26 protein-coding genes and 2 pseudogenes are annotated in these 23576 nt (G+C 29.3%); 23 read left to right on the top strand and 5 right to left on the bottom strand.

From position 1 onward, the window contains the following. Positions 1 to 53 precede the first annotated feature (53 nt). Positions 54 to 410 carry a YbaN family protein gene (locus SFBM_RS05225; RefSeq protein WP_005805812.1) on the bottom strand — a complete coding sequence of 119 codons (357 nt, stop codon included), beginning with the start codon at positions 408 to 410 and terminating at the stop codon, positions 54 to 56. Positions 411 to 521: 111 nt separating this feature from the next. On the opposite strand from SFBM_RS05225, the gene SFBM_RS05220 reads away from it, so the two are divergent. Next, complete coding sequence (locus SFBM_RS05220; RefSeq protein WP_005805815.1) at positions 522 to 1271, top strand: copper homeostasis protein CutC; 750 nt, start codon at positions 522 to 524, stop codon at positions 1269 to 1271. Positions 1272 to 1295: 24 nt separating this feature from the next. Continuing rightward, entirely contained in the window at positions 1296 to 1556 is a 261-nt protein-coding gene (locus tag SFBM_RS05215; protein ID WP_007439839.1) for a hypothetical protein, read from the top strand. Between the two features lie 51 nt (positions 1557 to 1607). Here the strand turns inward: SFBM_RS05215 and SFBM_RS05210 are convergent, their stop codons facing one another. Continuing rightward, positions 1608 to 2354, bottom strand: coding sequence for a DeoR/GlpR family DNA-binding transcription regulator (locus SFBM_RS05210; protein WP_242821620.1), 747 nt, complete (start codon positions 2352 to 2354; stop codon positions 1608 to 1610). Between the two features lie 222 nt (positions 2355 to 2576). On the opposite strand from SFBM_RS05210, the pseudogene ulaG reads away from it, so the two are divergent. The 7 genes and pseudogenes from ulaG to SFBM_RS05175 all read left to right on the top strand — a co-directional run bounded on the left by ulaG (position 2577) and on the right by SFBM_RS05175 (position 8548). Further along, positions 2577 to 3635, top strand: a pseudogene (ulaG, locus tag SFBM_RS05205) (L-ascorbate 6-phosphate lactonase). 11 nt (positions 3636 to 3646) lie between these two features. Next, positions 3647 to 4099: a PTS sugar transporter subunit IIA gene (locus tag SFBM_RS05200; RefSeq protein ID WP_014017984.1), complete on the top strand. Its 453-nt coding sequence runs from the start codon at positions 3647 to 3649 to the stop codon at positions 4097 to 4099. 14 nt (positions 4100 to 4113) lie between these two features. Beyond that, on the top strand, positions 4114 to 5571 hold the full coding sequence (locus SFBM_RS05195; RefSeq protein ID WP_014017983.1) for a PTS ascorbate transporter subunit IIC: 1458 nt from the start codon (positions 4114 to 4116) through the stop codon (positions 5569 to 5571). 14 nt (positions 5572 to 5585) lie between these two features. Then, positions 5586 to 5885, top strand: coding sequence for a PTS sugar transporter subunit IIB (locus tag SFBM_RS05190; protein WP_014017982.1), 300 nt, complete (start codon positions 5586 to 5588; stop codon positions 5883 to 5885). A 61-nt stretch (positions 5886 to 5946) separates the two neighbouring features. After that, entirely contained in the window at positions 5947 to 6981 is a 1035-nt protein-coding gene (locus SFBM_RS05185; RefSeq protein WP_005805830.1) for a hypothetical protein, read from the top strand. Positions 6982 to 6993: 12 nt separating this feature from the next. After that, positions 6994 to 7692 (top strand): annotated as a pseudogene (locus SFBM_RS05180) (L-ribulose-5-phosphate 4-epimerase). A gap of 7 nt (positions 7693 to 7699) precedes the next feature. Continuing rightward, entirely contained in the window at positions 7700 to 8548 is an 849-nt protein-coding gene (locus SFBM_RS05175) for an L-ribulose-5-phosphate 3-epimerase (RefSeq protein ID WP_007439843.1), read from the top strand. 7 nt (positions 8549 to 8555) lie between these two features. Here the strand turns inward: SFBM_RS05175 and SFBM_RS05170 are convergent, their stop codons facing one another. Then, complete coding sequence (locus tag SFBM_RS05170; protein ID WP_007439844.1) at positions 8556 to 9887, bottom strand: 6-phospho-beta-glucosidase; 1332 nt, start codon at positions 9885 to 9887, stop codon at positions 8556 to 8558. Positions 9888 to 10198: 311 nt separating this feature from the next. Between SFBM_RS05170 and SFBM_RS05165 the strand changes: the two genes are divergently transcribed. From SFBM_RS05165 to SFBM_RS05110, 12 genes are all read left to right on the top strand, one after another. Further along, on the top strand, positions 10199 to 10501 hold the full coding sequence (locus SFBM_RS05165; RefSeq protein ID WP_005805837.1) for a PTS sugar transporter subunit IIB: 303 nt from the start codon (positions 10199 to 10201) through the stop codon (positions 10499 to 10501). Positions 10502 to 10547: 46 nt separating this feature from the next. Beyond that, positions 10548 to 11942 carry a PTS sugar transporter subunit IIC gene (locus SFBM_RS05160; protein WP_005805839.1) on the top strand — a complete coding sequence of 465 codons (1395 nt, stop codon included), beginning with the start codon at positions 10548 to 10550 and terminating at the stop codon, positions 11940 to 11942. A gap of 57 nt (positions 11943 to 11999) precedes the next feature. Next, on the top strand, positions 12000 to 12173 hold the full coding sequence (locus tag SFBM_RS05155; protein ID WP_005805841.1) for an LPXTG cell wall anchor domain-containing protein: 174 nt from the start codon (positions 12000 to 12002) through the stop codon (positions 12171 to 12173). Then, the gene (locus SFBM_RS05150) at positions 12170 to 13546 is read left to right on the top strand and encodes a glycoside hydrolase family 1 protein (RefSeq protein ID WP_005805843.1); all 1377 of its coding nucleotides are present in this window, start codon (positions 12170 to 12172) and stop codon (positions 13544 to 13546) included. Before SFBM_RS05155 ends, SFBM_RS05150 begins: the two co-directional genes overlap by 4 nt. Before the next feature lie 5 nt (positions 13547 to 13551). Then, positions 13552 to 13998, top strand: coding sequence for a DUF3284 domain-containing protein (locus SFBM_RS05145; protein WP_014017981.1), 447 nt, complete (start codon positions 13552 to 13554; stop codon positions 13996 to 13998). A 65-nt stretch (positions 13999 to 14063) separates the two neighbouring features. Then, positions 14064 to 14501: an EamA family transporter gene (locus SFBM_RS08300; RefSeq protein WP_005805850.1), complete on the top strand. Its 438-nt coding sequence runs from the start codon at positions 14064 to 14066 to the stop codon at positions 14499 to 14501. Beyond that, a complete protein-coding gene (locus tag SFBM_RS08295) occupies positions 14473 to 14916 on the top strand; it encodes an EamA family transporter (RefSeq protein WP_005805852.1) in 444 nt (147 codons plus the stop codon). Before SFBM_RS08300 ends, SFBM_RS08295 begins: the two co-directional genes overlap by 29 nt. 107 nt (positions 14917 to 15023) lie before the next feature. Further along, positions 15024 to 15587, top strand: a complete 564-nt coding sequence (gene ahpC, locus SFBM_RS05130) for an alkyl hydroperoxide reductase subunit C (RefSeq protein ID WP_005805855.1) — start codon at positions 15024 to 15026, stop codon at positions 15585 to 15587. A gap of 109 nt (positions 15588 to 15696) precedes the next feature. Beyond that, positions 15697 to 16614, top strand: a complete 918-nt coding sequence (locus SFBM_RS05125; RefSeq protein ID WP_005805857.1) for an ABC transporter substrate-binding protein — start codon at positions 15697 to 15699, stop codon at positions 16612 to 16614. Further along, complete coding sequence (locus tag SFBM_RS05120; protein ID WP_005805860.1) at positions 16607 to 17596, top strand: FecCD family ABC transporter permease; 990 nt, start codon at positions 16607 to 16609, stop codon at positions 17594 to 17596. The genes SFBM_RS05125 and SFBM_RS05120 overlap by 8 nt, the downstream gene beginning before the upstream one ends. Positions 17597 to 17602: 6 nt before the next feature. Beyond that, on the top strand, positions 17603 to 18379 hold the full coding sequence (locus tag SFBM_RS05115) for an ABC transporter ATP-binding protein (protein WP_005805862.1): 777 nt from the start codon (positions 17603 to 17605) through the stop codon (positions 18377 to 18379). Positions 18380 to 18398: 19 nt separating this feature from the next. Continuing rightward, positions 18399 to 18875 (top strand): HugZ family protein, encoded by a 477-nt coding sequence (locus SFBM_RS05110; protein ID WP_005805865.1) that lies wholly within the window; start codon positions 18399 to 18401, stop codon positions 18873 to 18875. Positions 18876 to 18912: 37 nt separating this feature from the next. On the opposite strand, the gene SFBM_RS08060 is transcribed toward SFBM_RS05110, so the two are convergent. After that, a complete protein-coding gene (locus SFBM_RS08060; protein WP_007439848.1) occupies positions 18913 to 19089 on the bottom strand; it encodes a hypothetical protein in 177 nt (58 codons plus the stop codon). A gap of 73 nt (positions 19090 to 19162) precedes the next feature. Beyond that, entirely contained in the window at positions 19163 to 20869 is a 1707-nt protein-coding gene (locus SFBM_RS05105; RefSeq protein WP_005805869.1) for an Rqc2 family fibronectin-binding protein, read from the bottom strand. Between the two features lie 115 nt (positions 20870 to 20984). Here SFBM_RS05105 and SFBM_RS05100 point away from each other — a divergent pair, with 115 nt between their 5' ends. Continuing rightward, positions 20985 to 22388 (top strand): GspE/PulE family protein, encoded by a 1404-nt coding sequence (locus SFBM_RS05100; protein WP_005805871.1) that lies wholly within the window; start codon positions 20985 to 20987, stop codon positions 22386 to 22388. Continuing rightward, positions 22385 to 23575 (top strand): type II secretion system F family protein, encoded by a 1191-nt coding sequence (locus SFBM_RS05095; RefSeq protein ID WP_005805873.1) that lies wholly within the window; start codon positions 22385 to 22387, stop codon positions 23573 to 23575. The genes SFBM_RS05100 and SFBM_RS05095 overlap by 4 nt, the downstream gene beginning before the upstream one ends. Position 23576 lies beyond the last annotated feature (1 nt).

Genomic DNA, 23576 nt, shown 5'->3' with positions numbered 1-23576 from the left:
TCCTTAAAATTTATTACCTTATAGTTATACAATAATTATAAATGGAATGCAAGCTAATAGTTTTTAATTTTAAAGAAGAAGTAGTAATAAAGATATGCAAGTAGCATTACCACTAATATTTTTATTATTATATTATCGAGTATTATTAGAGGAAAAGACATCATTGTTGTAGCTAAGCATACTAAAAATATTTTACGTTTAAGAGGAAGTCTTTTATTTTTCATGAAGTCTTCCAAATATTTTTTGTAAAATTTAGATGAAATGAACCTCTTTTCAAGTTTGGGAGAGGATTTAGCAAAACAAATTAGAGTGAGTAGAAATAGAGGAGTTGTTGGTATTAGGGGAAGAATTATCCCAATAACTCCAATTATGAAACAAAAAACACCTAAAAGTATGAAAATATATTTCATTGATTAAACCTCAAAATTATCTAAATTTAATTATTATTTAAATTATACTTTAAAATATCATCATTTTAAAGTATCTTATTAATGATATCTTTTAATTAGGAGAGGTGCTTTATGAATAATAAGTTTATTTTAGAGTGTTGTGTTGATAGCGTTGAATCAGCTATAAATGCAAGTAATGGTGGAGCAAATAGATTAGAGCTTTGTGCAAACTTATCAATTGGAGGAACTAGTCCTAGCATATTTCTATTTAAAGAAATCAGAAAGATATCCAGTATACCTATGCATGTTCTTTTGAGACCAAGATTTGGGGATTTTTTATACACAGATTATGAGAAAAATATTATTAAGTGTGAAGTTGAACTTTTTCGTGATGCTGGAGCTGAAGGAATTGTTATTGGAGCATTAAAAAAAGATGGGGAACTTGATTATGATTTTATGAAAGAGATTAAGGAAATTTCTGGAGATATGAATGTTGTACTTCATAGAGCTTTTGATGTTTGTCGTGATCCTTTTGAAGTGTTGAACCAATCGATAGAGATTGGACTTCATACAATATTAACTTCTGGACAACAGAACAATTGTTTAAAGGGAATGGAGTTAATAAGTAAGTTGCATGAAAAATCTCAGAGTAAAATTTCTATAATGGCAGGCTCAGGTATGAATTCAAATATTATAAAGGAGTTCTTATTAAAAACTAAAATAAAGGCATTTCATATGTCAGCTAAACAAGTTTTAAATAGTAAAATGGAATTTAGAAATGAGAATGTTAATATGGGTATACCGAGTTTAAGTGAGTATGAAATATGGAGAACTAACGAAGAAGAGATAAGGAAAGTTAAGGATATTTTAAATAATTTCTAGAATTTATAAAGGGAGAATATGGTCATGAATTTTAAATTTGATATAGCTAGTTTAAGACAAATGATTGAAAGTAGGAGTAAGAGGAAACCAAGGAGAAATGTTGTTCATACTATAGGATATAATAAGTTTTCCCCTCAAGAGATTTTTAGAAAAACAAAATCTTTTATTATGGATGATAGGAATAAGAAGTTTGCTAAAAACTTTTTAGGTGGATTTAAGAAGTTTGCTCAAAAATTTGAAAGTTATAAAACCAGAAAAGTTAAAGTTAAGAGATGGAGTAAATAAAATTTCAAAACAAAAAGAGTATTTGATTTTCAAATACTCTTTATTAATGTTTTAATGTGAATAAATTATTTTGATTCCTTTTTTCTGAATATTTATAAGCTCATCAGATGGAGATGCGTCAGTTATTAAAGTGTTTATCATATTGATTGGAGCACTTAAAAAGTTATATTCACGCCCAATCTTTGAAGTTTCGGCTAAAATAAATACATTACCAACACATCTTTTAAGCATACATTCATTAATATATGCTTCTTGTGGAATAATTGAAGTAAATCCATTTGTAGTGATTCCACTGCATCCAAGAAAGCATTTAGTGGCAACAATATTATTTAATGTTTTAATTGCAAATTCACCTGTTAGGGATTTTTTGTTTATGTTTAATTCACCGCCAGTTAAAATAACTGATATGTTTGGGTTGTTTATAAGTACTGCATTTGCATTATTAGTTATTACATTTACGTTTTTGCTATGGATATACTCGAGCATTTTTAAAGTTATTTTGCTAGAGTTTACAAAAATAACATCATTATCTTCAATATACCTTGAAGCTATTTTTGCAATTGAATCTATATAATCCTCTTTTTCTCTGAGACATAATTTTTCTTCTTTGAATTTTGCACCTCCATAAAATCTTTCAACAAAGCCATTGTCTTCAAGCACTTGTAGGTCTCTCCTAATTGTTAGGGGGGATACCTTGAGCTTTTCAGAAAGATTATTCACAAATACTTTGTCGCAAGTTTGGATTTCCATTAGTATTTTGCATCTACGAGTATTGATTATTTTCTTGGATATTTTCAAAATACTCACCACTTTTAAAATTAAATATAAATTGAAGAATTAATTTTATTATAACTAGATTATAATTATTGTTTGTTAAATATTATACACCATTTGTTATTAATTGATTAACTTAAAATGATCATATAAAAAATTAAAATGCTCCTAAAAGTTATTGAAACGATTTATTGTACAGTAGTAAATTAAAAACATATTTTAATTTAATTTTAGGAGTTGTTTAAATTGAGTAAGATAGATGAAATAACTAGAGAGTCTTGGATACTTGGAGCGTTTCCTGAGTGGTGAACTTGGCTCAATGAAGATATAGAGGATGAAGTAGTAGAAAAAGGAATATTTGCAATGTGGTGGATTGGATGTACTGGTATTTGGATTAAAACGCACCAAAATACTAACATTTCAATTGACTTATGGTTTGGAAATGGAAAGAGAACTAAGAAAGTCAAAGAGATGGATAAGTATCATCAAATGAGAAATATGACAGGGGGAAGAGCGACTCAACCAAATTTAAGAGCAGCTCCGATAGTTTTTGATCCATTTGCGGTTAAAAATGTTGATGCAGTTTTATCTACACATTACCATAACGATCATATAGATCCTTTTTATGCAGCTGCGGTTATGAAAAATGTTAATAAAGAAGTACCGTTTATTGGACCAAAGAAATGTATAGAAAAATGGATTTCTTATGGAGTACCTGCTGAAAGATGTATTGAAGTTAAGCCTGGTGATGTAGTAAAGGTAAATGAAGTTGAAATTGTAGTTTTGGATAGTTTTGATAGAACTTGTTTGGTTACAGCTGATGAAGATATTAGAGGAGTTTGTCCAAATGATATGGATGAGAAAGCTGTTAACTATTTAATAAAGACTGATGCTGGAAGCATATACCATAGTGGAGATTCTCATTATTCTGTTTATTATGCAAAACATGGTAAAGACCATGAAATAGATGTTGCTCTTGGATCTTTTGGTGAGAATCCTATTGGAAATCAGGATAAGATGACATCAATTGATATATTACGTATGGCTGAGGCACTTCAATGTAAAGTTGTAATTCCTTTCCATTATGATGTTTGGACTAATTTTAAAGCTGATCCTCAGGAAGTTAATATGTTGTATGAATATAAGAAAGATGTACTTCAATATAAGTTTAAGCCGTTTATCTGGGATGTTGGAGGAAAATTCATTTATCCAAATGACAAAGATAAACGTCAATATCACTATAGAAGAGGTTTTGAGGATTGTTTCACAGATGAACCTAATGTTCCGTTCCGTTCAATTTTATAGGAGATGATTTTGTGCTAAAAAAAATATTAGATAAATCTTATTATTCATTTCATGAAAGTTTCGATGATTGGAGAGATGCAATTAAGAGTAGCTATGTTCCACTTCTTAAAAATGGGATTGTAAACGATTATTACGTAGATGATGTGATTAGAAGTGTAGAGGAATATGAACCTTATATTGTTCTTATGAAGGATATAGCTATGCCACATTCAAATGTGAATGAGGATTGGTGCAAAGAAACAACTATAGCTTTCATGAAAGTAAAAAAACCAGTAATGTTTGATCCTAATGATAATGAAAAGCAAGCTCGTTTATTCTTTTCACTCTCCATACGAGATAATGATGAACATGTCAAGAATTTGCAGGATTTAATGGAGATATTGGAGAATGAGGAATTAATATCTGATCTTTTGGAGGCTGATAATGAACATATGTTCCGAAAGATTGTAGATAAATACAAATAAATAGGAGTATGATTATGGAATTTTTAATTGGTATTTGGGAATTTTTTGCAAACAATATTTTAACTAAGCCAGCTTACCTTATAGGTTTTGTGGTGTTAATTGGTTATTTGTTGTTGAAAAAACCTATATATGATGCATTTTCTGGTTTCATAAAAGCAACCGTTGGATATATGATTTTATCGGTTGGATCATCAGGACTTGTAAATAACTTTGGGCCGATACTTGTTGGACTTAAAGAGAGGTTTAATTTAAGTGCGGCTGTTATTGATCCTTATTTTGGACAAAATGCTGTAAATGAGGCTTTGTCTTCGGCTTTTGGTAAAACTTTTTCTAATGTTTTGATATTATTACTTATTGCCTTTGTAATGAATCTTTTGTTAGTTAAGTTTAAAAAGTATACAAAGATGAGAGCTGTTTTTACAACTGGTCACGTTCAAGTACAACAGGCATCAACTACTTTTTGGCTTATATTATTCTGTTTCCCATTTTTAAATGATGTTTCGATACTTGTAATAATGGGAATTATATTGGGACTTTATTGGGCTGTTGGTTCAAATTTAACGGTTGAGATTACTCAAGAATTAACTGATGGCGGAGGATTTTGTATTGCTCATCAACAAATGTTTGGTATAGCTCTTTTCTCAAAATTTGCAGAAAAACTTAAGAGAGCTGATGGTAAGAAATTGGATGATATAAAATTCCCGGGATTCTTATCAATATTTAATGAAAATATAGTTGCGACTTCATGTTTAATGTTCATATTCTTTGGAATTATACTTGTAGTTTTAGGAAAAGATTATTTGATTCAATCACAATTCCTTACTGCAAATGATAACTTTTTCTTTTATATATTAACGACTTCATTAAATTTTGCAGTTTATTTATCCATATTACAGTTAGGGGTTAGGACATTTGTAACAGAACTTACTCAATCCTTTCAAGGAATTTCAAATTCATTCTTACCAGGATCTGTTCCAGGAATAGATTGTGCTGCAGTATTTGGATTTGGTTCTTCTAATGCTGTAACTGTTGGATTTATTATGGGAGCATTAGGACAATTTTTAGCTATATTAATTCTTTTAATTATTAAATCTCCAACACTTATTATTGCAGGATTTGTTCCTTTGTTCTTTGATAATGCAGTAATAGCTGTTTATGCAGATAATCGTGGAGGAATAAGAGCAGCGATGTTATTCCCATTTATATCTGGACTTATACAAGTGTTTGGATCAGCTCTTATTGCAGGTTGGGTAGAACTTGCAGGATTTGGAGGATATATAGGAATGTTTGACTGGGCTACTGTATGGCCAATATTTACAGTTATTATGAGGTTTACAGGTTATGCAGGAATTGCCATAGTTATTTTAATTTTAATTGCTATTCCACAGATTCAATATCGTAAAAGACCTGATACTTACTTTTTAATCGTTGAAGACTGGGATGCTTACAAAGAAAAGACTAATAATAAATAATTGAGGTGTATATTATGGCAGGAAAATTAAAATTGTTAGTTTGTTGTGGTAATGGTGCAGGAACTAGCATGATGATAAAGTTAAATGTTGAAAAGGTTATTAAAAAAATTGGTTTAGATGTTCAATCAATTTATCACTGTGCAATATCAGAAGGAAAATCATTAGCATCGCAATATGAGGTCGTATTATGCTCTAAGAATTTTGTTCCAATGTTTCAAGAAGCTGAGAAAAAAGGAACAAAAGTTATTGGATTAAAGAATGTCATTTCAGTAAAGGAAATTGAAGAGTCTTTACTTGGTGTTGGTATAAAGTAATTAAGGCTACCATAAGAGGTAGCTTTTTTCATATTTAGAATTTGTAAAGGAGTATTAAAAGATGAAAATTACTAAGAAAAAGTTAGATGATATAAAAAGGTGTTACGCAGTCAGTAGCATGTATTATGACGATGTTAATCACTATATTTTTGCGAGTGAAGACCCTGATGTTATTTGTGAGAGCTTTGAGGGAGAAGATTTTGAATTTGATTGTGAACTTTGGAAGAAGGCTGGAGGATGTATGTCACTTATTCCTATACCAAATAAGGAAAAGGAGTTTCTTGCAATTCAAGAATTTTATATGAAGGTTTCTCCATCTCTTGCTAAGGTTGTTTGGGGTAAAGTCGTTAATGGAAAATGGGAGTATAAAGATATATTACAGATTCCATATATTCATAGATTTGATATTTATAGAGTTGGGAATGTTAATTATTTCATAGTTGCAACTATAGCTGAGTTAAAAGATAGTAAAGAAGATTGGAGCCGTGCAGGGAAAATTTATGTAGGGGTACTTCCAGAAACTCCTGAAGGAGAATTGAAGGTTCAAGTTTTGAAAGATGGAATGTTTAGAAATCATGGATATTCAAGAGATTATGACGAAGATGGTAGTGTTTGTGGATATTTTGGTTGTGATGATGGGCTTTATAAGGTTAAACCACCTATAGATTTAGGAGATGAGTGGAGTATAGAGAAGGTAATGAATGGAATGATCGGTGAAGTTTCTCTTATTGACATAGATAATGATGGAATTAAAGAAATTATGACGATAGAGGCTTTTCATGAAAATAAAATTCATATCCATAAGATGATAGATGGAGAGTATAGGAAAGTTTATACTTATGAAAATGAAATTGATTTTGCACACTCACTTGTGTCTGGAAATTTGAGAGGTGTTCCGATATTTATTGCTGGAGTTAGGCGTTTAGATGCTGAGTTATTTTATGTTCAATATATTGATGGAAAGTTTGTAACAAAGGTTATAGATAAAGGTGTGGAACCTGCAAATTTACATTTGATAAATGAAGGAAATAGAGATTTGATTTTGAGTGCAAATCATACCGCTAATGAGGCAGTTGTTTATATTGTTGAGGATTAAGGAGGAGTTATTGTGTTAGAAAATTTGAAGAAAGATGTATTTGAGGCAAATTTACTATTGCCTAAGTATAATCTTGTAATTATGACTTGAGGAAATGTTTCTGCAATTGATAGGAAAAGTGGATTAGTTTTGATAAAGCCCAGTGGTGTTGATTATGAAATTATGAAGGAAAGCGATATAGTTGTTTGTGATTTAGATGGGAAAGTTATTGAAGGAAATTTAAAACCTAGTTCTGATCTTATGACGCATATTGAAATTTATAAGAATTTTAAAGATGTGGGAGGGGTTGTTCATACTCATTCAAGATACGCTACAGCTTGGGCACAATCTGGAAGAGATATAACAGCTTTGGGAACTACTCATGCAGATTATTTTTATGGAAATATTCCTTGCACAAGAGATATGAATGAAAAAGAGATAAATGGAGAGTATGAAGCTGAAACTGGAAAAGTTATAGTTGAAACTTTTAATACAAGAAATATAGATGCGAAGCATATTCCTTCTGTGCTTGTTAAAAGTCATGGACCTTTTTCTTGGGGTAAAGATGCTTTTGATGCAGTGCATAATGCCGTTGTTCTTGAAGAGTGTGCTAATATGGCATATTTGAGCAATCAATTAACTGGAAATAAATTAGAACATATGGATCCTGTATTATTGAATAAGCATTTTAAGAGAAAACATGGTCCAAATTCGTATTATGGTCAGGGGTGATTTTTAAATGAAATCCTATTTACTAGGTCAGTATGAGAAGAGTATGCCATCAAATTTGAGTTGGATTGATAAACTTACTTTGAGTCGTGAGTTTGGATTTGATTATTTAGAGATGAGCATTGATGAAACTGATGAAAAACTTAAGAGACTTGAATGGACTTCACATGAAGTTAAGGCTCTTAGAGATGATATTTTTGAGAGCAAGCAGAAAATAAATTCTATATGTTTAAGTGCACATAGAAAATTTCCTTTAGGGCATTTGGATAAGGATATGCAAAATAGATCTCTAGATATAATGGAGAAGGCTATTAATCTTGCAAGTGATCTTGGAGTCCGAATAATACAGCTTGCTGGATATGATGTTTACTATGAAGAGTCAACAAATGAAACTGCGAAGATATTTGAAGAGAATTTATACAAATGTGTAGAGCTTGCATCAACTAAGGGTGTTATGCTTGGGTTTGAAACTATGGAAACGAGTTTTATGGACACAGTTAAGAAGGCAATGCATTATGTGAATATAATTAATAGTCCATATCTTGGAGTTTATCCAGATATCGGAAATCTTAAGAATGCCAGCCTTATATATAATCACAGTGTTAATGATGATATAAAGAGTGGAGAAGGTCATATATTTGCAGCACATCTAAAAGAAACAATACCGAATCATTATAGAGAAATAGAATTTGGGCGTGGGCATACTGAATTTAAAGAAAATGTTACTCTTCTTAAAGAAATGGGAGTTAGAATGTTTAATGGCGAGTTTTGGTATGTTGGAAATGATGATTGGAGAGAAGTTTGTGTTGATGCTGTAAAATTTCTGAGAAATATTTTGGATGATGTGTTTAAGATGTAGTGTTAAGCTACATCTTTTTTTTGAATTGTGGCAAATATTCTTTGTGTGCTTCAATAAGTTCATCAATAACGACATTTGCTATTGCATCACTAGGACAAAGTGGATTCATGTTTAGAGCAGTTACAGCAAGATTTCTATTTCCACTAATAGCACAATCAGCAACCATTCTTTCAAATGCTTTTATCATTTGGATATATCCACTTATTTGAAGTTTTAGATTACCAGTTGCAATTGGTTTTGGACCATCTGAAGTAATTCTACAAGCGATTTCTACAGCACAATCATTTGGCATATCAGATATAGCACCGTTATTTTTTACGTTTACATATTGTATATCGCCTGTGTTATTGTAAATGCTTTGAATCAAATTACAGGCAGCATCAGAATATTTAGCACCACCACGCATAGATAGTTGTTCAGGTTTTTCTTGCAAATTTTCCTTATTATATAGTGCGAATAATTCTTCTTCAGTTTTATATACAACTTCACCACGAACTTCTCCTTTTTTAAATTGTTCGAGTTCCTCTTCAAGTTGTTCTTTTGTGAAGAAGTAATAGTTGTGATATGGACAAGGTATTGCATTTAGACCTTTTATAAATGATGGAGAGTAAGGAAGAGAAATAAAGTTTTTCATTTGTATTGAATCTTCCTTTGATAAGTATGCGTATTTCTCTAGAACTTCCTCAAATCTTGATTTACCATTTACAAATATGTCTGTTGCAAATATGAAATGATTTGTACCTTGTATTTCCATAGTTACGTCTTTTTCATTAACTTCGAGTATTTTTGCAAAACCGTCAATCATGTTTACAGGAACGTTGCATAGACCTATTGCTTTCCTGAAGTTTGTATATTTTAAAATTGCTTCTGTTATTATTCCGGTTGGGTTTGTGAAATTTATAAGCCAAGCATTAGGACAAATTTCTTCTATATCCTTAATGATCTCGAGTATAACTGGGATTGTCCTGAATGCTTTGAACATTCCACCAACACCGTTTGTTTCTTGTCCAATCATTCCGTGACTTAAAGGAATTTTTTCATCCAGTATACGAGCAGGTAGTCTTCCAACACGAATTTGAGTTGTAACAAAGTCAGCACCTTTTAAAGCTTCATGTCTATTCAAACTAAGAATTATTTTCATTGGCACGCCTGCTTTTTTAACCATACGCTTTGCTAGATTGCCAACGATTTCTAATTTTTCTCTACCTTCTTCAATATCAACTAGCCATAATTCTTTTACGGGTAGAGTGTTATATCTTTTTATAAAACCTTCAACTAATTCTGGTGTATAACTACTACCACCACCTATTGTGACAATTTTGATTGGTTTCATATCCATGAAACGCCCTCCTTATTTTAAGAATTTTTTGGATTCGTATTGTTAATTTTTAACTTCTTAAAAATTATCTAGTTAAATGAAACATAAATCTGAAATTTTATAAAATGTTGAATTAACCTACTTTTCAAATAAAATATAGTAACTTTATAACACAGTTTAAATTGACATGTCTATATAAATGTGATTAAATTAATGTTAAACGTTTCCAAAATTTAAGATAAAATTCAACTAAACGATTGCTTAAATATTTTAAACGTGATATCGTTTTGATATATTATTTATTTTTTTCAAAATCATTAGGAGGTTTTATTATGGTTAAAGTTCTACTTGTATGTTCTGCAGGTATGTCAACAAGCTTGATGGTTACAAAAATGAAGGATTCAGCAAAAGCAAAAGGAATAGAAGCTGAAATTTGGGCTGTTTCTGAGTCTGAGGCAATAGATAATTTGCCAAATGCTGATGTTTTACTTCTTGGACCACAAGTTAGATTTTTAGAGTCCAAAATGAAAGGTCTTGCAGGAGATAAACCTGTTGCTGTTATAGATATGCAAGCTTATGGTACTATGAATGGAGAAAAGGTCTTAGAACAAGCTTTAAATTTACTTGGTAACTAAGGGCATAGGAGTATTTGATTATATCATTATCTAGGGAGAGATATAAATGAACGCATTTTTAAAATGGATGGAAAAGTACTTCATGCCTGTTGCTTCTAAAATCGGAAGTCAGAAGCATTTAGTTGCTATTCGTGATGGATTTGTTGCAATAATGCCAATTACAATGGTTGGAAGTATTGCTGTACTTCTTAATGTTTTCTTAAGAGATCTTCCAAATACTTGGTTTGGTGTTGGAAATAAATTTGTAGAGTCAATGACTCAAATTATTAATATTAATGGTAATGTTTATTTTGGTTCAATTGTAATTTTGGGAATTGTGTTTACATTTGCGTTTGGTTATAATCTAGCTAGAGCTTATAACGTAAACCCAATTGCAGGAGGTATTGTATCTTTTGCTGCAGTTGTTACTTGTATGAATCAAAGTGCTATTTTTGATTTTATATTACCAAATGTAGATTCGTCTGCATTTGAGACCCTTAAAAACTTGGGACTCAATGTGGCTCTAAATAATGATAATAATGTTGTACTTCAAGGCGTTAGTTCTTGGGGGTATATGAGTCAGGGGTATACTAGTGCCTCTGGACTTTTTACTTGTCTAATTGTAGGATTCTTATCATCAATGATTTATATAAAATTGATGGTAAAAAAAGTTACAATTAAGCTTCCAGAATCAGTGCCACCAGCGGTAAGTAATGCATTTGCTGCTATTATACCGGGAGTTATTGCGATATATACGTTTGGAATAGTAACACAGATCTGTATCTCATTAACAGGACTATATCCAAATGATTTAATAATAAAATGGGTACAAGAGCCACTTTTATCTTTGTCACAAGGTTTCTTTAGTGTTATAATAGTATTGTTCCTAGTGCAACTATTGTGGTTCTTCGGATTGCACGGATCAAATGTTATGGCTCCAATAATTGAAGGAGTTTATACACCAGCACTTCTTAAAAACTTGGAGTATTTCACACAGAATGGAACAACACAAGGAATGCCTTATTTGTGGACTAGAGGATCAATCGATGCTTTTGCGCAGATGGGTGGATCAGGTATAACACTAGGATTAATAATTGCCATCTTTATTTTCTCAAAACGTGATGATGCTAAGGCGGTTGCGAAACTTTCAGCGCCGATGGGAGTATTTAATATAAATGAACCTGTAATATTTGGTATGCCGATAGTTTTAAACCCAGTTTACTTGATACCTTGGTTAATTGTTCCTCCGATTTGTGGAATGGTTGCATATTTCTTTACAGCTATTGGAGTCATTCCGCCTGTATATATTCAAGTACCTTGGGTAATGCCTGTTGGGCTTTACGCATTTTTCTCTACAGGTGGTAGCATTTTAGCGGCAGGAGTCGCATTACTGAACGTTGTCATATCTACTTGTATATGGACTCCTTTTATTCTGTTGGCAAACAGAGTTAAAGATAAATAAAATTAATGAGTAGGGTTATCTCCCTACTCTTAATTTTTAGGAATAGGGTAGTTAATTATGAAAGATGAAAAATCAGCTTGGATTTTGTTTTTAATATCAATTGGATTATTGTGTATTATGTTGTCACCCAGAACTCCTAATCCTATGATAATGATTGTAGGAGGATTGGTGATTATTTTATTGGGGATTATTTTGCTTAAAAAAAATAAATCTGGAGGTAAAAAGGGATGATTAAGTTTCCAAATAATTTTTATTATGGTAGTGCTACTAGTGCAACTCAGAGCGAAGGATCTCATGACGATGGTTTAAAGGGACAAGATATATGGGATATTTGGTATGAGGAAGAGCCATATAAATTTTTTGGTGGTGTTGGACCAAAAGATACATCAACTTTTTATAAAAATTATAAATCTGATATAAAATTACTAAAGCAGACAGGCCATAATTCCTTTAGAACATCTATAAGTTGGTCAAGATTGTTTCCAAATGGATATGGTAAATTAAATCAAGATGCCGTAAAATTTTATCGCAATGTATTTGAGGAACTGAAAAATGAAGGAATAGAACCTTTTGTATGCTTGTTTCATTTTGATATGCCATATGAACTCCAAAAAATTGGAGGATGGGAAAATAGAAAAGTTGTAGATTATTACAGAGATTATGCAAAGAAATGTTTCGAACTTTATGGAGATATAGTTAAACATTGGTTTACATTTAATGAACCAATTGTACATGTTGAATGTGGGTATTTACTTTGTTATCATTATCCATGCAAGGTTGATCCAAAAGCTGCGGTTCAAGTTGCGTATCATACAGCACTTGCAAGTGCATCTGCAATAAAGGAGTATCACACACTAAATCAAGGTGGGAAAATTGGAATAGTACTTAATCTTACCCCAGCATATCCAAGAAGTGATAACCCAAAAGATGTTGATGCTTCAAGAATTGCTGAGCTATTTGCAAATAAGAGTTTTTTAGATCCAGCAGTTAAAGGGGAGTATAGCAAAGAGTTATTTAATATAATCAAAAAACACGATTTGATGCCAACATATACAGAAGAAGATCTAAAAACTATAAAAGAAAACACGGTAGACTTTTTAGGAGTTAATTATTATCATCCGGTTAGAGTTTGTGCAAAAGCAAATATGCCAAACCCAGATGCTCCTTTCTTTCCACAGTATTATTTTGATGATTATATAATGCCAGGAAGAAAAATTAATCCACACAGGGGTTGGGAAATTTATCCTAAAGGATTGTATGATATTGCTATAAATATAAAAGATAATTATGGGAATATTGAATGGATGGTAACTGAAAATGGAATGGGAGTTGAAGGTGAGGAACGTTTCAAAAAAGATGGACGCATTGAGGATGATTATAGAATAGATTTTTATAAAGAACATTTAAGTTGGTTACACAAAGGAATTAGTGAAGGAAGTAATTGTATTGGGTATCAGGTTTGGACATTTATAGATTGTTGGAGTTGGATAAACGCATACAAAAATAGATATGGATTAATAGAACTCAATATTGATACTCAAGAAAGAATAATTAAAAAGTCTGGTTATTGGTTTAAAGAATTACATGATAATAATGGGTTTTAATAGGAATGATTGAAGTAAAAGAGAGACTTAATGTAAGTGCGAAGGATTTTTTTAGTAAGATAGAAGAATCTGTAATATATGATATTGAGAAATCAACTGGGAAGAAACTAGTTCCAAGGGATATATACAATGGATTTAAATATACAAAGAATCTTAAAAATAAACTCGGTAGAAGGGGAGAGGTTGACGTTATTATAACGCATTTTGTTTCTCCGAAGTTATATGGTGCAAATTTTAAATCTGCAATGGGAATTAATACTATATATTATAATATCGAGGAAGTTGATGATGAGAACATTGATGTTATATATAAAGAAGAGTTTATAGGTAAAACAAACAGTATGGATTTAAACTTTAAGATTATGAATTTTTTCTACAAGAAAAGATCAAAGAAAAGAGCAATAAGACTTATAAAGTCCATCGAAACATATATAAAATCTAATAAAGAGTAATGAACAGTTTGTTTATTACTCTTTTTGTTTATTATTTATAAAAAATATTTTTAGGAGGATTTAAAATGTGGATCATTATGTCTTTAATGTCTGCATTTTTTGCAGGAATAACATCAATACTTGCAAAGTGTGGTATAAGGAAAATAGGATCAAATGTTGCTATGGCAATAAGAACGATTATAATTTTGATTTTCTCGTTGCTGATAGTCTTTATAAGTGGATCTTTTAATTTGATTCATAACATTACACCAAAATCATTAATATTTCTTTTATTATCTGGAGTTGTAACAGGAGTTTCTTGGCTATTTTACTTCAAGGCTGTTTCTATTGGCGACTTAAACAAAGTTGCCGCAATAGATAAGTCAAGCGTAGTACTTAGCATATTGTTTGCTATAGTTTTATTCAAAGAAACAGATAAACTATTAATTAAATTAATCGGCATTGTTCTTATTTTAATTGGAACAATCTTTATGCTTGAAAGGAAACAAAGATATAAAGAATAATATTTACATTGTTTATGCAATACTTTCAGCAATTTTTGCAGCATTAACTTCAATCCTTGGTAAAATTGGAATTGATAACATTGATTCAAATCTAGCTACTTTAATAAGAACGTTTGTTATACTTATAATTTCTTGGATAATTATTATTGTAACAAAAGAATATAAAAGTATTTTTAAGATTGATAGACGGGAATTAATTTTTATTTCACTTTCAGGTATTTCTACTGGAGCTTCATGGTTATGCTACTATTATGCAATAAAAAATGGAATTGTAAGTTTAGTTATTCCAATAGATAAATTGAGTATAGTTGTTGTTGTAGCATTTTCATATATATTTTTTAATGAGAAATTAAGTAAAATATCATTTATAGGTTTAATATTTATTGTATTTGGGACAATCATAATGACATTTTAATTAATGTTAATTAAATAACTAATTGATATTAATTATTATTATTTACAATTAGTTTTTTATTTGTTATAATGTGACTATCAAATAAAATATAAAAAGGAGTTACTATTATGTCATTAATAAACAAAGAAATTTCTGATTTTAGCGTACAATCACTTTGCAATGGTGAATTTAAAACAGTAACTAAGAATGATGTTTTAGGAAAATGGAGTGTATTTTTCTTTTATCCAGCAGATTTTACATTTGTATGTCCTACAGAGTTAGAAGACTTGTCAGATCTTTACGAAGAATTTAAGAATAATAACTGCGAAGTTTATTCAGTTTCTACAGATACACACTTTGTTCATAAGGCTTGGCATGATGCATCTGATAGCATTAAAAAGATCAAATATGTTATGCTTGCTGACCCAACTCATGTACTTTCAAAAGACTTTGAAGTATACATAGATGAAAATGGATTAGCTGAGCGTGGATCTTTCATCGTTAACCCAGAAGGTAAGATAGTATGTTATGAAGTTAACGCGGGTAACGTTGGAAGAAATGCATCAGAATTACTTCGTAAGTTACAAGCTAGCCAATTTGTAGCTCAATATGGAGATCAAGTTTGCCCAGCTAAATGGAAACCTGGAAGTGAAACTTTAAAACCAGGAATTGACTTAGTTGGAAAACTTTAATATAAGAACTGAAAGGAGCAATAGTTGATATTGCTCCTAAAATTAACGATAAAATAAATGATTTTGATTATCAGTATTAATAATATTAGTAAATATTGGAGTATGTTTTATGAGTTTTAAAAAAGTATCGAGTATTATTTTAACTGTTTTTTTACTTGTTGGATGTAGTTCCACTGAACAAACATATAAAGATAATGTTACAACTAGTAGTAATGTTGGAGTTAATGAGGAACAGAATGAAATTAAAATATCTGTAGCTAGTGTTTCAATTTCTCATGTTTTATCTGAAATGAATCAAAAAATAGTTGGTAGACCGACAACTAAATTAGAATTACCAAATGAATATGTTGATATTCCTGAGATAGGAAGTTCTTTTTCTCCAGATTTTGAAAAGGTACTCTCTGTTGGAACAGAACTTTTGATTGGTGATTATTTGTTTAAAGATAAAATTGAAGATTCAGCAAAACAATATGGAATTGATACGTTTTATATTGATACTTCTACTTATGACAAATTTTTACATGATATAGAAGAATTGGGGAAAAAGATAAACAAGGAAGAACAGGCAAATAAGTTAGTACAAAGGTTTAGAGAGCCGATAAATAATTTAAGTGGAGTAAGTGAAGATTTGAAGGTTGCTATAATATTCGGTACTTCTGAGAGTAATATGCTTGCAACTGAAGATTCTTATGTGGGAAGTTTGGTCAAGGCTTTAGGATTAAAAAATATAGCTAATGAGATAATGGAAAGTAATTCAGACATGCAGGCAGTGAATAATTATGTTAACTTAAATTTGGAACAATTACTTGTAAATCAGCCAGATGTAATACTGACTTTTGGACATGGAAATATAGAAGAAGCCAATAAGTCGCTTGAAAAATTATTTGAAGAGAATCCAGCATGGAGAAATTTAGATGCTATAAAGAATAATAAGATTTATAATTTAGACTCTAACTTATTTGGAACATCAGCAAATATTTACATTGATCAAGCATTGACTAAACTTGGAGAAATATTTAATGGTTAATAGAAAAAAATCTATAACGATTATAATAATTTCATATATAGTGTTATTAATTTTGACATTTGTATTGTGTGCTTTTGGTAGTGTAAAGTTCGGATTAAAAGAGATTTTATTATCGCTTTTTGGAAATGGAAATGACTTATTAAATGTGATAATTTATGAGATTAGATTGCCAAGGAATCTCATTGCTGTTTTAGTTGGTGCTAGTTTATCTGTATCGGGTATGCTTTTACAGTCTGTTATGAAAAACCCATTAGCAGATCCAGGTATAACTGGAGTGTCTTCAGGAGCTAGTGTTGTAGCGATTATAATACTTTTAGCGTTGCCATCATTTTCTTATGGATTACCTATAGCATCTTTTTTAGGTGGACTTATAGCATGTGCATTAGTGTTTTTATTAGCATGGAAAGATGGCGGAATTTCTCCAAGTAGAATAATACTATCTGGTGTTGCTATTAATTCTGTATTTGGAAGTGTGATATCAATATTTACGATTTTTTATAGTGATAGGATACAAAGTGCTTTGCTTTGGTTGAATGGGAGTTTGTCACAGAAAACATGGGCTGATTTTAAAGTTTTAAGTGTTTATGTTATTATTGGATTGTTGCTAGCTTTATTTTGTATAAAGCCAGCTAATATATTGGCTCTTGGAGAGAAAACAATTTTGAATTTAGGTTTTAATATTACACATTTGAGATTGTTTGTATCAATAGTTGGGGTATTTTTGGCAGCGGTATGTACATCAATTGTTGGTATTATAGGATTTGTTGGACTTGTAATACCACATATTTGTAGAATGATAGTTGGATATGATTATAAATATTCTTTACCGCTGGCTATCTCTTTTGGAGGGATAATTGTACTTTTAGCTGATACATTATCTAGGGTGATAGGTGGAAGTTTAGAATTACCTGTTGGTATAATAATGTCATTGTTAGGAGCACCGTTTTTCCTATATTTGTTAAGAAAAAAGAAAGGAGAGTAGGAATCTTTGTTAAGTGTAAAAGATTTAAAAGTTGGATATGAGGATAAGGTTATAATAGAAAAATTATCTATTGAGATACAAAGAGGAGAAATTGTAACAATTTTAGGACCTAATGGTTCAGGTAAATCTACTCTTCTTAATTGTTTAACTCGATATCTTAAACCTTTATCTGGAGATATTTATTTTGAAGATAAAAATATTTATTCTAAATCTTTAAAAGATTTTTCAAAACAAGTGGCTATTTTATCGCAACATAATGAGTTGATAGGAGATATAACAGTAGAACAATTAGTTTACTATGGTAGATCTCCACATAAGAGATGGTATGAGAAGAAAAGTAATATAGATTGTGAAATAGTAGAGCAAGCTATGAAATACACAAAAGTTTTTAAATATAGGAATACGAATATTAATAGTTTATCTGGTGGGGAAAGACAGAGGGTTTGGATATCTATGGCTCTTGCGCAAACTCCGAATTTACTGCTATTAGATGAACCGACAACATATTTGGATATATCACATCAATTGGAACTTATGGGACTTATTAAAGATATAAATAGTAGCAAAAGTATAACTATAGTTATGGTTTTACATGATTTGAATCAAGCTATTCAATATAGTGATAAGATTATATTAATGAAGGGTGGCAGAGTTTTTGATTATGGTAAACCTAAAGAAGTTATAAATTGCGAAAATTTAAGAGAGGTATATGATATAAATTGTCATATATGTGAGTACAAAAATAAATCAATAATAATACCAATTAGTAATTATAAATCTTAAAATATTGGAGGGAAATTAAATGAAAGAAATTTTAAATTCACAAAAAACTATAATGATTTCATCTATTAATGGTGATGGATTTCCACAAATAAGTTATTCGCCATATGTAATGGTAGATAATAAAATTTATATTTATATAAGTAGAATTGCAGATCATCATAGCAATATACAGAAAAATGGTAACGTAAGTTTAATGGTTATAAGTGATGAGTCTAAATCTCAAAACTTATTTGCAAGGGAAAGAGTAAGCTTCAAGGGTAATGCAAAGAAACTTGATGAAATTTCAGACTGTATTAAGGAAAAGTTTGAAGAAATACATGGAAAGAGAATGATGGAAGTATTATATGGAATGGATTTCGATTTTTTCGAAATAGATATCTTGAGTGGAAGATTAGTTAAAGGTTTTGGTAAGGCTTTTGATTTAACATATGAAAATAATACTTGGGTAGAGAAACAAGTAGTTGTAGATAAGAATGTTCCAGCACACAATAAATAATAAAAATCCTATGATAATTTTCATAGGATTTTTTGTTTTAATCGCAGTATTCACAAAGATGATCACAAGCACAATTTATAGATTCTATTGCTGATCTTATAACTTTCTTATTAGATTCTTTTTCACAGTTACATTCAGCTTTTTGCAAAGCACTTATTACATTTTGCATTGAACTTATACTTGAATCAACATGATCTTGAACATTTCTTCCCATAATATAACCACCTTTTATTTTAGAATACACTTATATTATTTAACCTTTAATTATGATTTATGTATCAAAATAATCAGGATTTTATTGTCAGATTGAGTTCATTTATGTCCTTAGGAGGAGTAACATAAGCCGTATTATATGATGTGTAAATAACCATTCCTGGTTTTGCATGTGGCATTTTTTTGACGTTTTTTACTTTAGTATAATCAATAGGAACATTTGAAGATGATGATGCCTTGCTATAAAATGCTGCTAACATTGACGCTATTTCTATTAATTTATCATTTGGATTATTATGTGCAAGGATAACATGGCTACCAGCGATATTTTTAACGTGAAACCAAATATAGTCTTTTTTTGAAATTTTGAAAGTTAATGACTCGTTTTGTATATTATTTTTTCCAACAAAAATTGAAATGCCATTTGATGTTATATAATGATGTGGTGATGATTTTATTATATTATCTTTGTTCTTTGTTTTTATAACTTTCAAGTATCCGCTTTGACCAAGTTCTATTCTTATATCATCAATATCATTGTTATTTTGTATATTGTCTAGATTGAGTAAAACAGAATTTAAATAATCAATTTCTTTTTCGCATGCTAAAATATTATTTAGATTTATTTCTTCGGATTTTTTAAGTTTTTTGAATTTCTTATAATAATATTCTATATTTTGAGAAGCGTTAATTTTAGGATTTAATGGGATTTTGATTTCTTCTAATTCTTTACTAAAATAATTTTGAGCTATTATATGATCTTCTCCACCCTTTAGCATGTATATATTTGAGGAGATTAAATTACCATAGAGTTTAAATTTATCTTTATTTTCACTATCTTTAATTGCAGACTTAAAAATTGAGATTTTTTTAGAAGATTTTTGTATGACAGAGTTTATAATTTTTCGTATATTTGTGACTTTTCCATTCATATCATCAGATGAATTTTTATTTATAATAAAATCATCTATCAAACTGTTTAAGTCTTGTTTTATAGTTTTATCATCACTTATATTAATGTCAAAACTATAAAAATCTTTATAAGTATTATTAATTTTATATAGGGTGGGCTGAATCTTAATATTTTTGAATATTTTACTGAGAACTTCAAATTTTTTATCAAATGATTCATTGGAGATTAACTCAAATATAAACTTTGATAGTTGAGGAGAAACACCCTGAAATATTTTTGAATACATTAATGGATTGTTTTCTATGATGTTTGATATCTTTTTAAAGTTTTGTATTGTAAAATCCATTGGATTTAATTTCAAGTTGTCTTTTGGAGGGTACTTATAAATTGAATTTGGCATAAGAGTCCTATAAGAATTATTATTTAAAGAAAGATGTTTTATAGAATCTAATACTTTTTGGGTATCTTTTTCTATGAGTGAAACATTGCTATGTTTTCCCATAAGTTCAATTATTAATTCAAATTTATTTACATCCCCAAGTTCATTCCTATTTTCTATATCTAATTTTAAAATTCGATCATTTTCCACTTGAGAAATATTATTGATTGTTCCATTTAATATGTACTTTTTTAAAATTATTGAAAACATAAGGTTAGATTTAGGTGTTTCATATTTTTGATTAGTTAGGTTTATTGAATTATATTTAGAATTCGAACTTATTAATAAATTTTGATTTTCACCATTACACCTAATATTTAAAATAAAACTATATTTATCAAATTGATTAATCTTTCTAATCTTACCATTTATTATCTTAGGTCTTATTTCATCAATTAATGAATGTAAGAAAATTCCGTCTAATGGCATAAATATCACCTCATTCTAGATTATAACACAAACATATGAAAAATTTTATTCTTTCAGACAAGCTTGTATATTTTTAAAAATTAATGAAATAATCAAAATACATTTAATTGTCGAGGTGATTATTTTGGTTTTAGAAGATATTGAATTAGATTTATTAAATTATGTTAATTATGATTTTGCGACAAAATTTAATGTTCTTCCAATTAGGAGATACAATAATGGAGTTATAATAATTTGTTCGGAAATTATAGATAAAGTTATTAATGATTTAAAAATTATGTTTAATGATAACATTGTTCCGTACATTCACACTAAGGAGACTGTGGCAGAAAATATATGTCATTATTATGAAATTTTTAAATCACGACAAAACTTATCAGAGGACAACTTAGAGGATGTGTATGACGATACTCTTAGATTGGCAATAGACATGAAAGTAAGTGATATACATATTGAGCCAAATAAATCTGGAGCTAATATTCGTTTTAGACGTAATGGTGAGCTTGAATTATTTAAATGCGTTTCACCTCGGGTATATAAATTCATATCAACGAAGATAAAAGTTATGAGCAATTTAGATATAACGGAAAAGAGGATATCTCAAGATGGTAAAATTACATATAAATACAATGATTTTAAATATAATTTGAGGGTTGCAACACTTCTTACATCTAAAGGAGAGAAGATTTCTATTAGGATTCATAATAACAAGAATGAATATGAGGATATAAGTGATCTTGGATTTGGTGAAGAGCAAATTAAAATTATAGAAAGATATCTTTCGAAAAAGAATGGAATGATTATATTATCGGGTCCTACCGGTAGTGGTAAGTCAACGACCTTATATAAATTTATAGAAAGTATAAATAGTGAGAGGATAAGTATTTATACCATAGAAGACCCAGTTGAATATGAAATTGAGGGAATAAATCAAAGTTCTATTAATGAGAAAGCAGGTTTAACATTTAATGAAATATCAAGAAACATATTAAGGCATGATCCAGATGTATTGATGATTGGAGAAATTCGTGATGAAGAAACCGCGAAAGTTGCTGTGTCGTCTTCTGTAGTTGGACATAAAGTTTTTTCAACAATACATGCTAAGGATTCATTGTCTGTAATAACAAGATTAATTGATTTAGGAGTTAATGAATTTTTAGCTATAGATGCATTGGATTTAGTTATATCTCAAAGACTTGTAAAAAAGTTATGTAATTGTAAAAAGAAAAAAAGTATTGATGAGATGATTGTATTTAACAAGAAGTACGAAAAAGCAAAATATTATTCACCACATGGATGTGAAAAATGTAAATTTACAGGTTATAGTGGAAGAATTTTATTAAGTGAGATTTTGATAATAGATGATATAATAAAGGAAATGCTTTTGAAAAAGAAACCAATGGCATATATAAGGGAATATATCAATACGAAATATTTTGAATACTCTTTTAGCCAAAATGTTGAAACTCTTATTAATAGTGGAGAAGTTTATATAAAAGATTTGGAGATTTTGAGATGATGGATAATTATATTGTTTTGGTTAAGGAAGGGAGAGAATTTAAATTTAAAATTTATGGGGGTAATTTTAGGGATTTTTTGAATGAATGCAAGTCAAAAATTTATTTAAAGATTAAGATTCCGAAAATATTTGTTCTTAAGAAAAAATTAAAAACTATTTGGTACAAAAGATTTTGTGAAGATCTATACTTTTTAGTAAAAAGTGGTATATCGTTAACAGAATCGATTTTAATTTTTAGGAATAATTCAAACAATACAAAATTGAAATCTTATACTAAGTTTTATGATTCATTATATAATAAGTTATTAAATGGAAACTTATTATATGATGCTCTTAATAAGACAAATTATAAATTGGATAATATATTTCTATCTTTGATATCAGTTAGTGAAGAGACAGGTAAGTTAGCAGATGTGCTTAATAATTTAAGTAAATACTATGAAGATAAGATTAATATATCAAGTAAAATTAAATCCTCTATGTCATATCCTATTTTATTATCTACATTTTTAATAATTATGTTTAATCTATGTATTTTAGTTTTTATACCTAGTTATTTTAATTCATTTCAATCACAAATTTCCAATTTACCAAATATGAGCCGGATTTTTATAGATGTGTGTTTATTTATTAAAGATAATTATTTTTTATTTTGTATATTAGTGATATCTGGCGTAATTTTATTAATTACATTATTTAAGAGTAAAGTATATTTTACAAAGTTAATATTTAAGATTTCTATAATTAGGAAGATTCATTTTAAGAAGTGTCAATTAAAATTTATTCAAATGTTGTATTACATAATAGATAGTGGGATAGATTTAGCTACAGCACTAAAGATAATTAGTAATTTAGATAATGATGATTGTAGCAAATATGCAAGTTATATTTATGGGGAAATTAATCAAGGATTTGATTTTTGTGAGTCATTAACAAATAGTAAGATTTTTGATCCAGAAATTATCTCTATAATAAGTATTGGTGAAAAGAGTTCAAAATTAGTTTTAGCATTAAAAAATATTTGGACAACTTACTCTAAAAAGCATTATGAGAGTATGGAAAGATATACAAAATTAATAGAACCAATATTTATAGTTATTTGTGGCCTTATTGTTTTAATTTTTATTTCAATATTTATTATTCCTTTGATATCATATGAAAATTTTAACTCTTTGTGGGGTGGATGAT

Origin of the sequence: Candidatus Arthromitus sp. SFB-mouse-Japan (assembly GCF_000270205.1) — a bacterium.
GTDB lineage: Bacteria > Bacillota > Clostridia > Clostridiales > Clostridiaceae > Dwaynesavagella.
The sequence above is the reverse complement of the archived record's forward strand: the minus strand, read 5'-3'. Positions and strand labels throughout refer to the sequence as shown.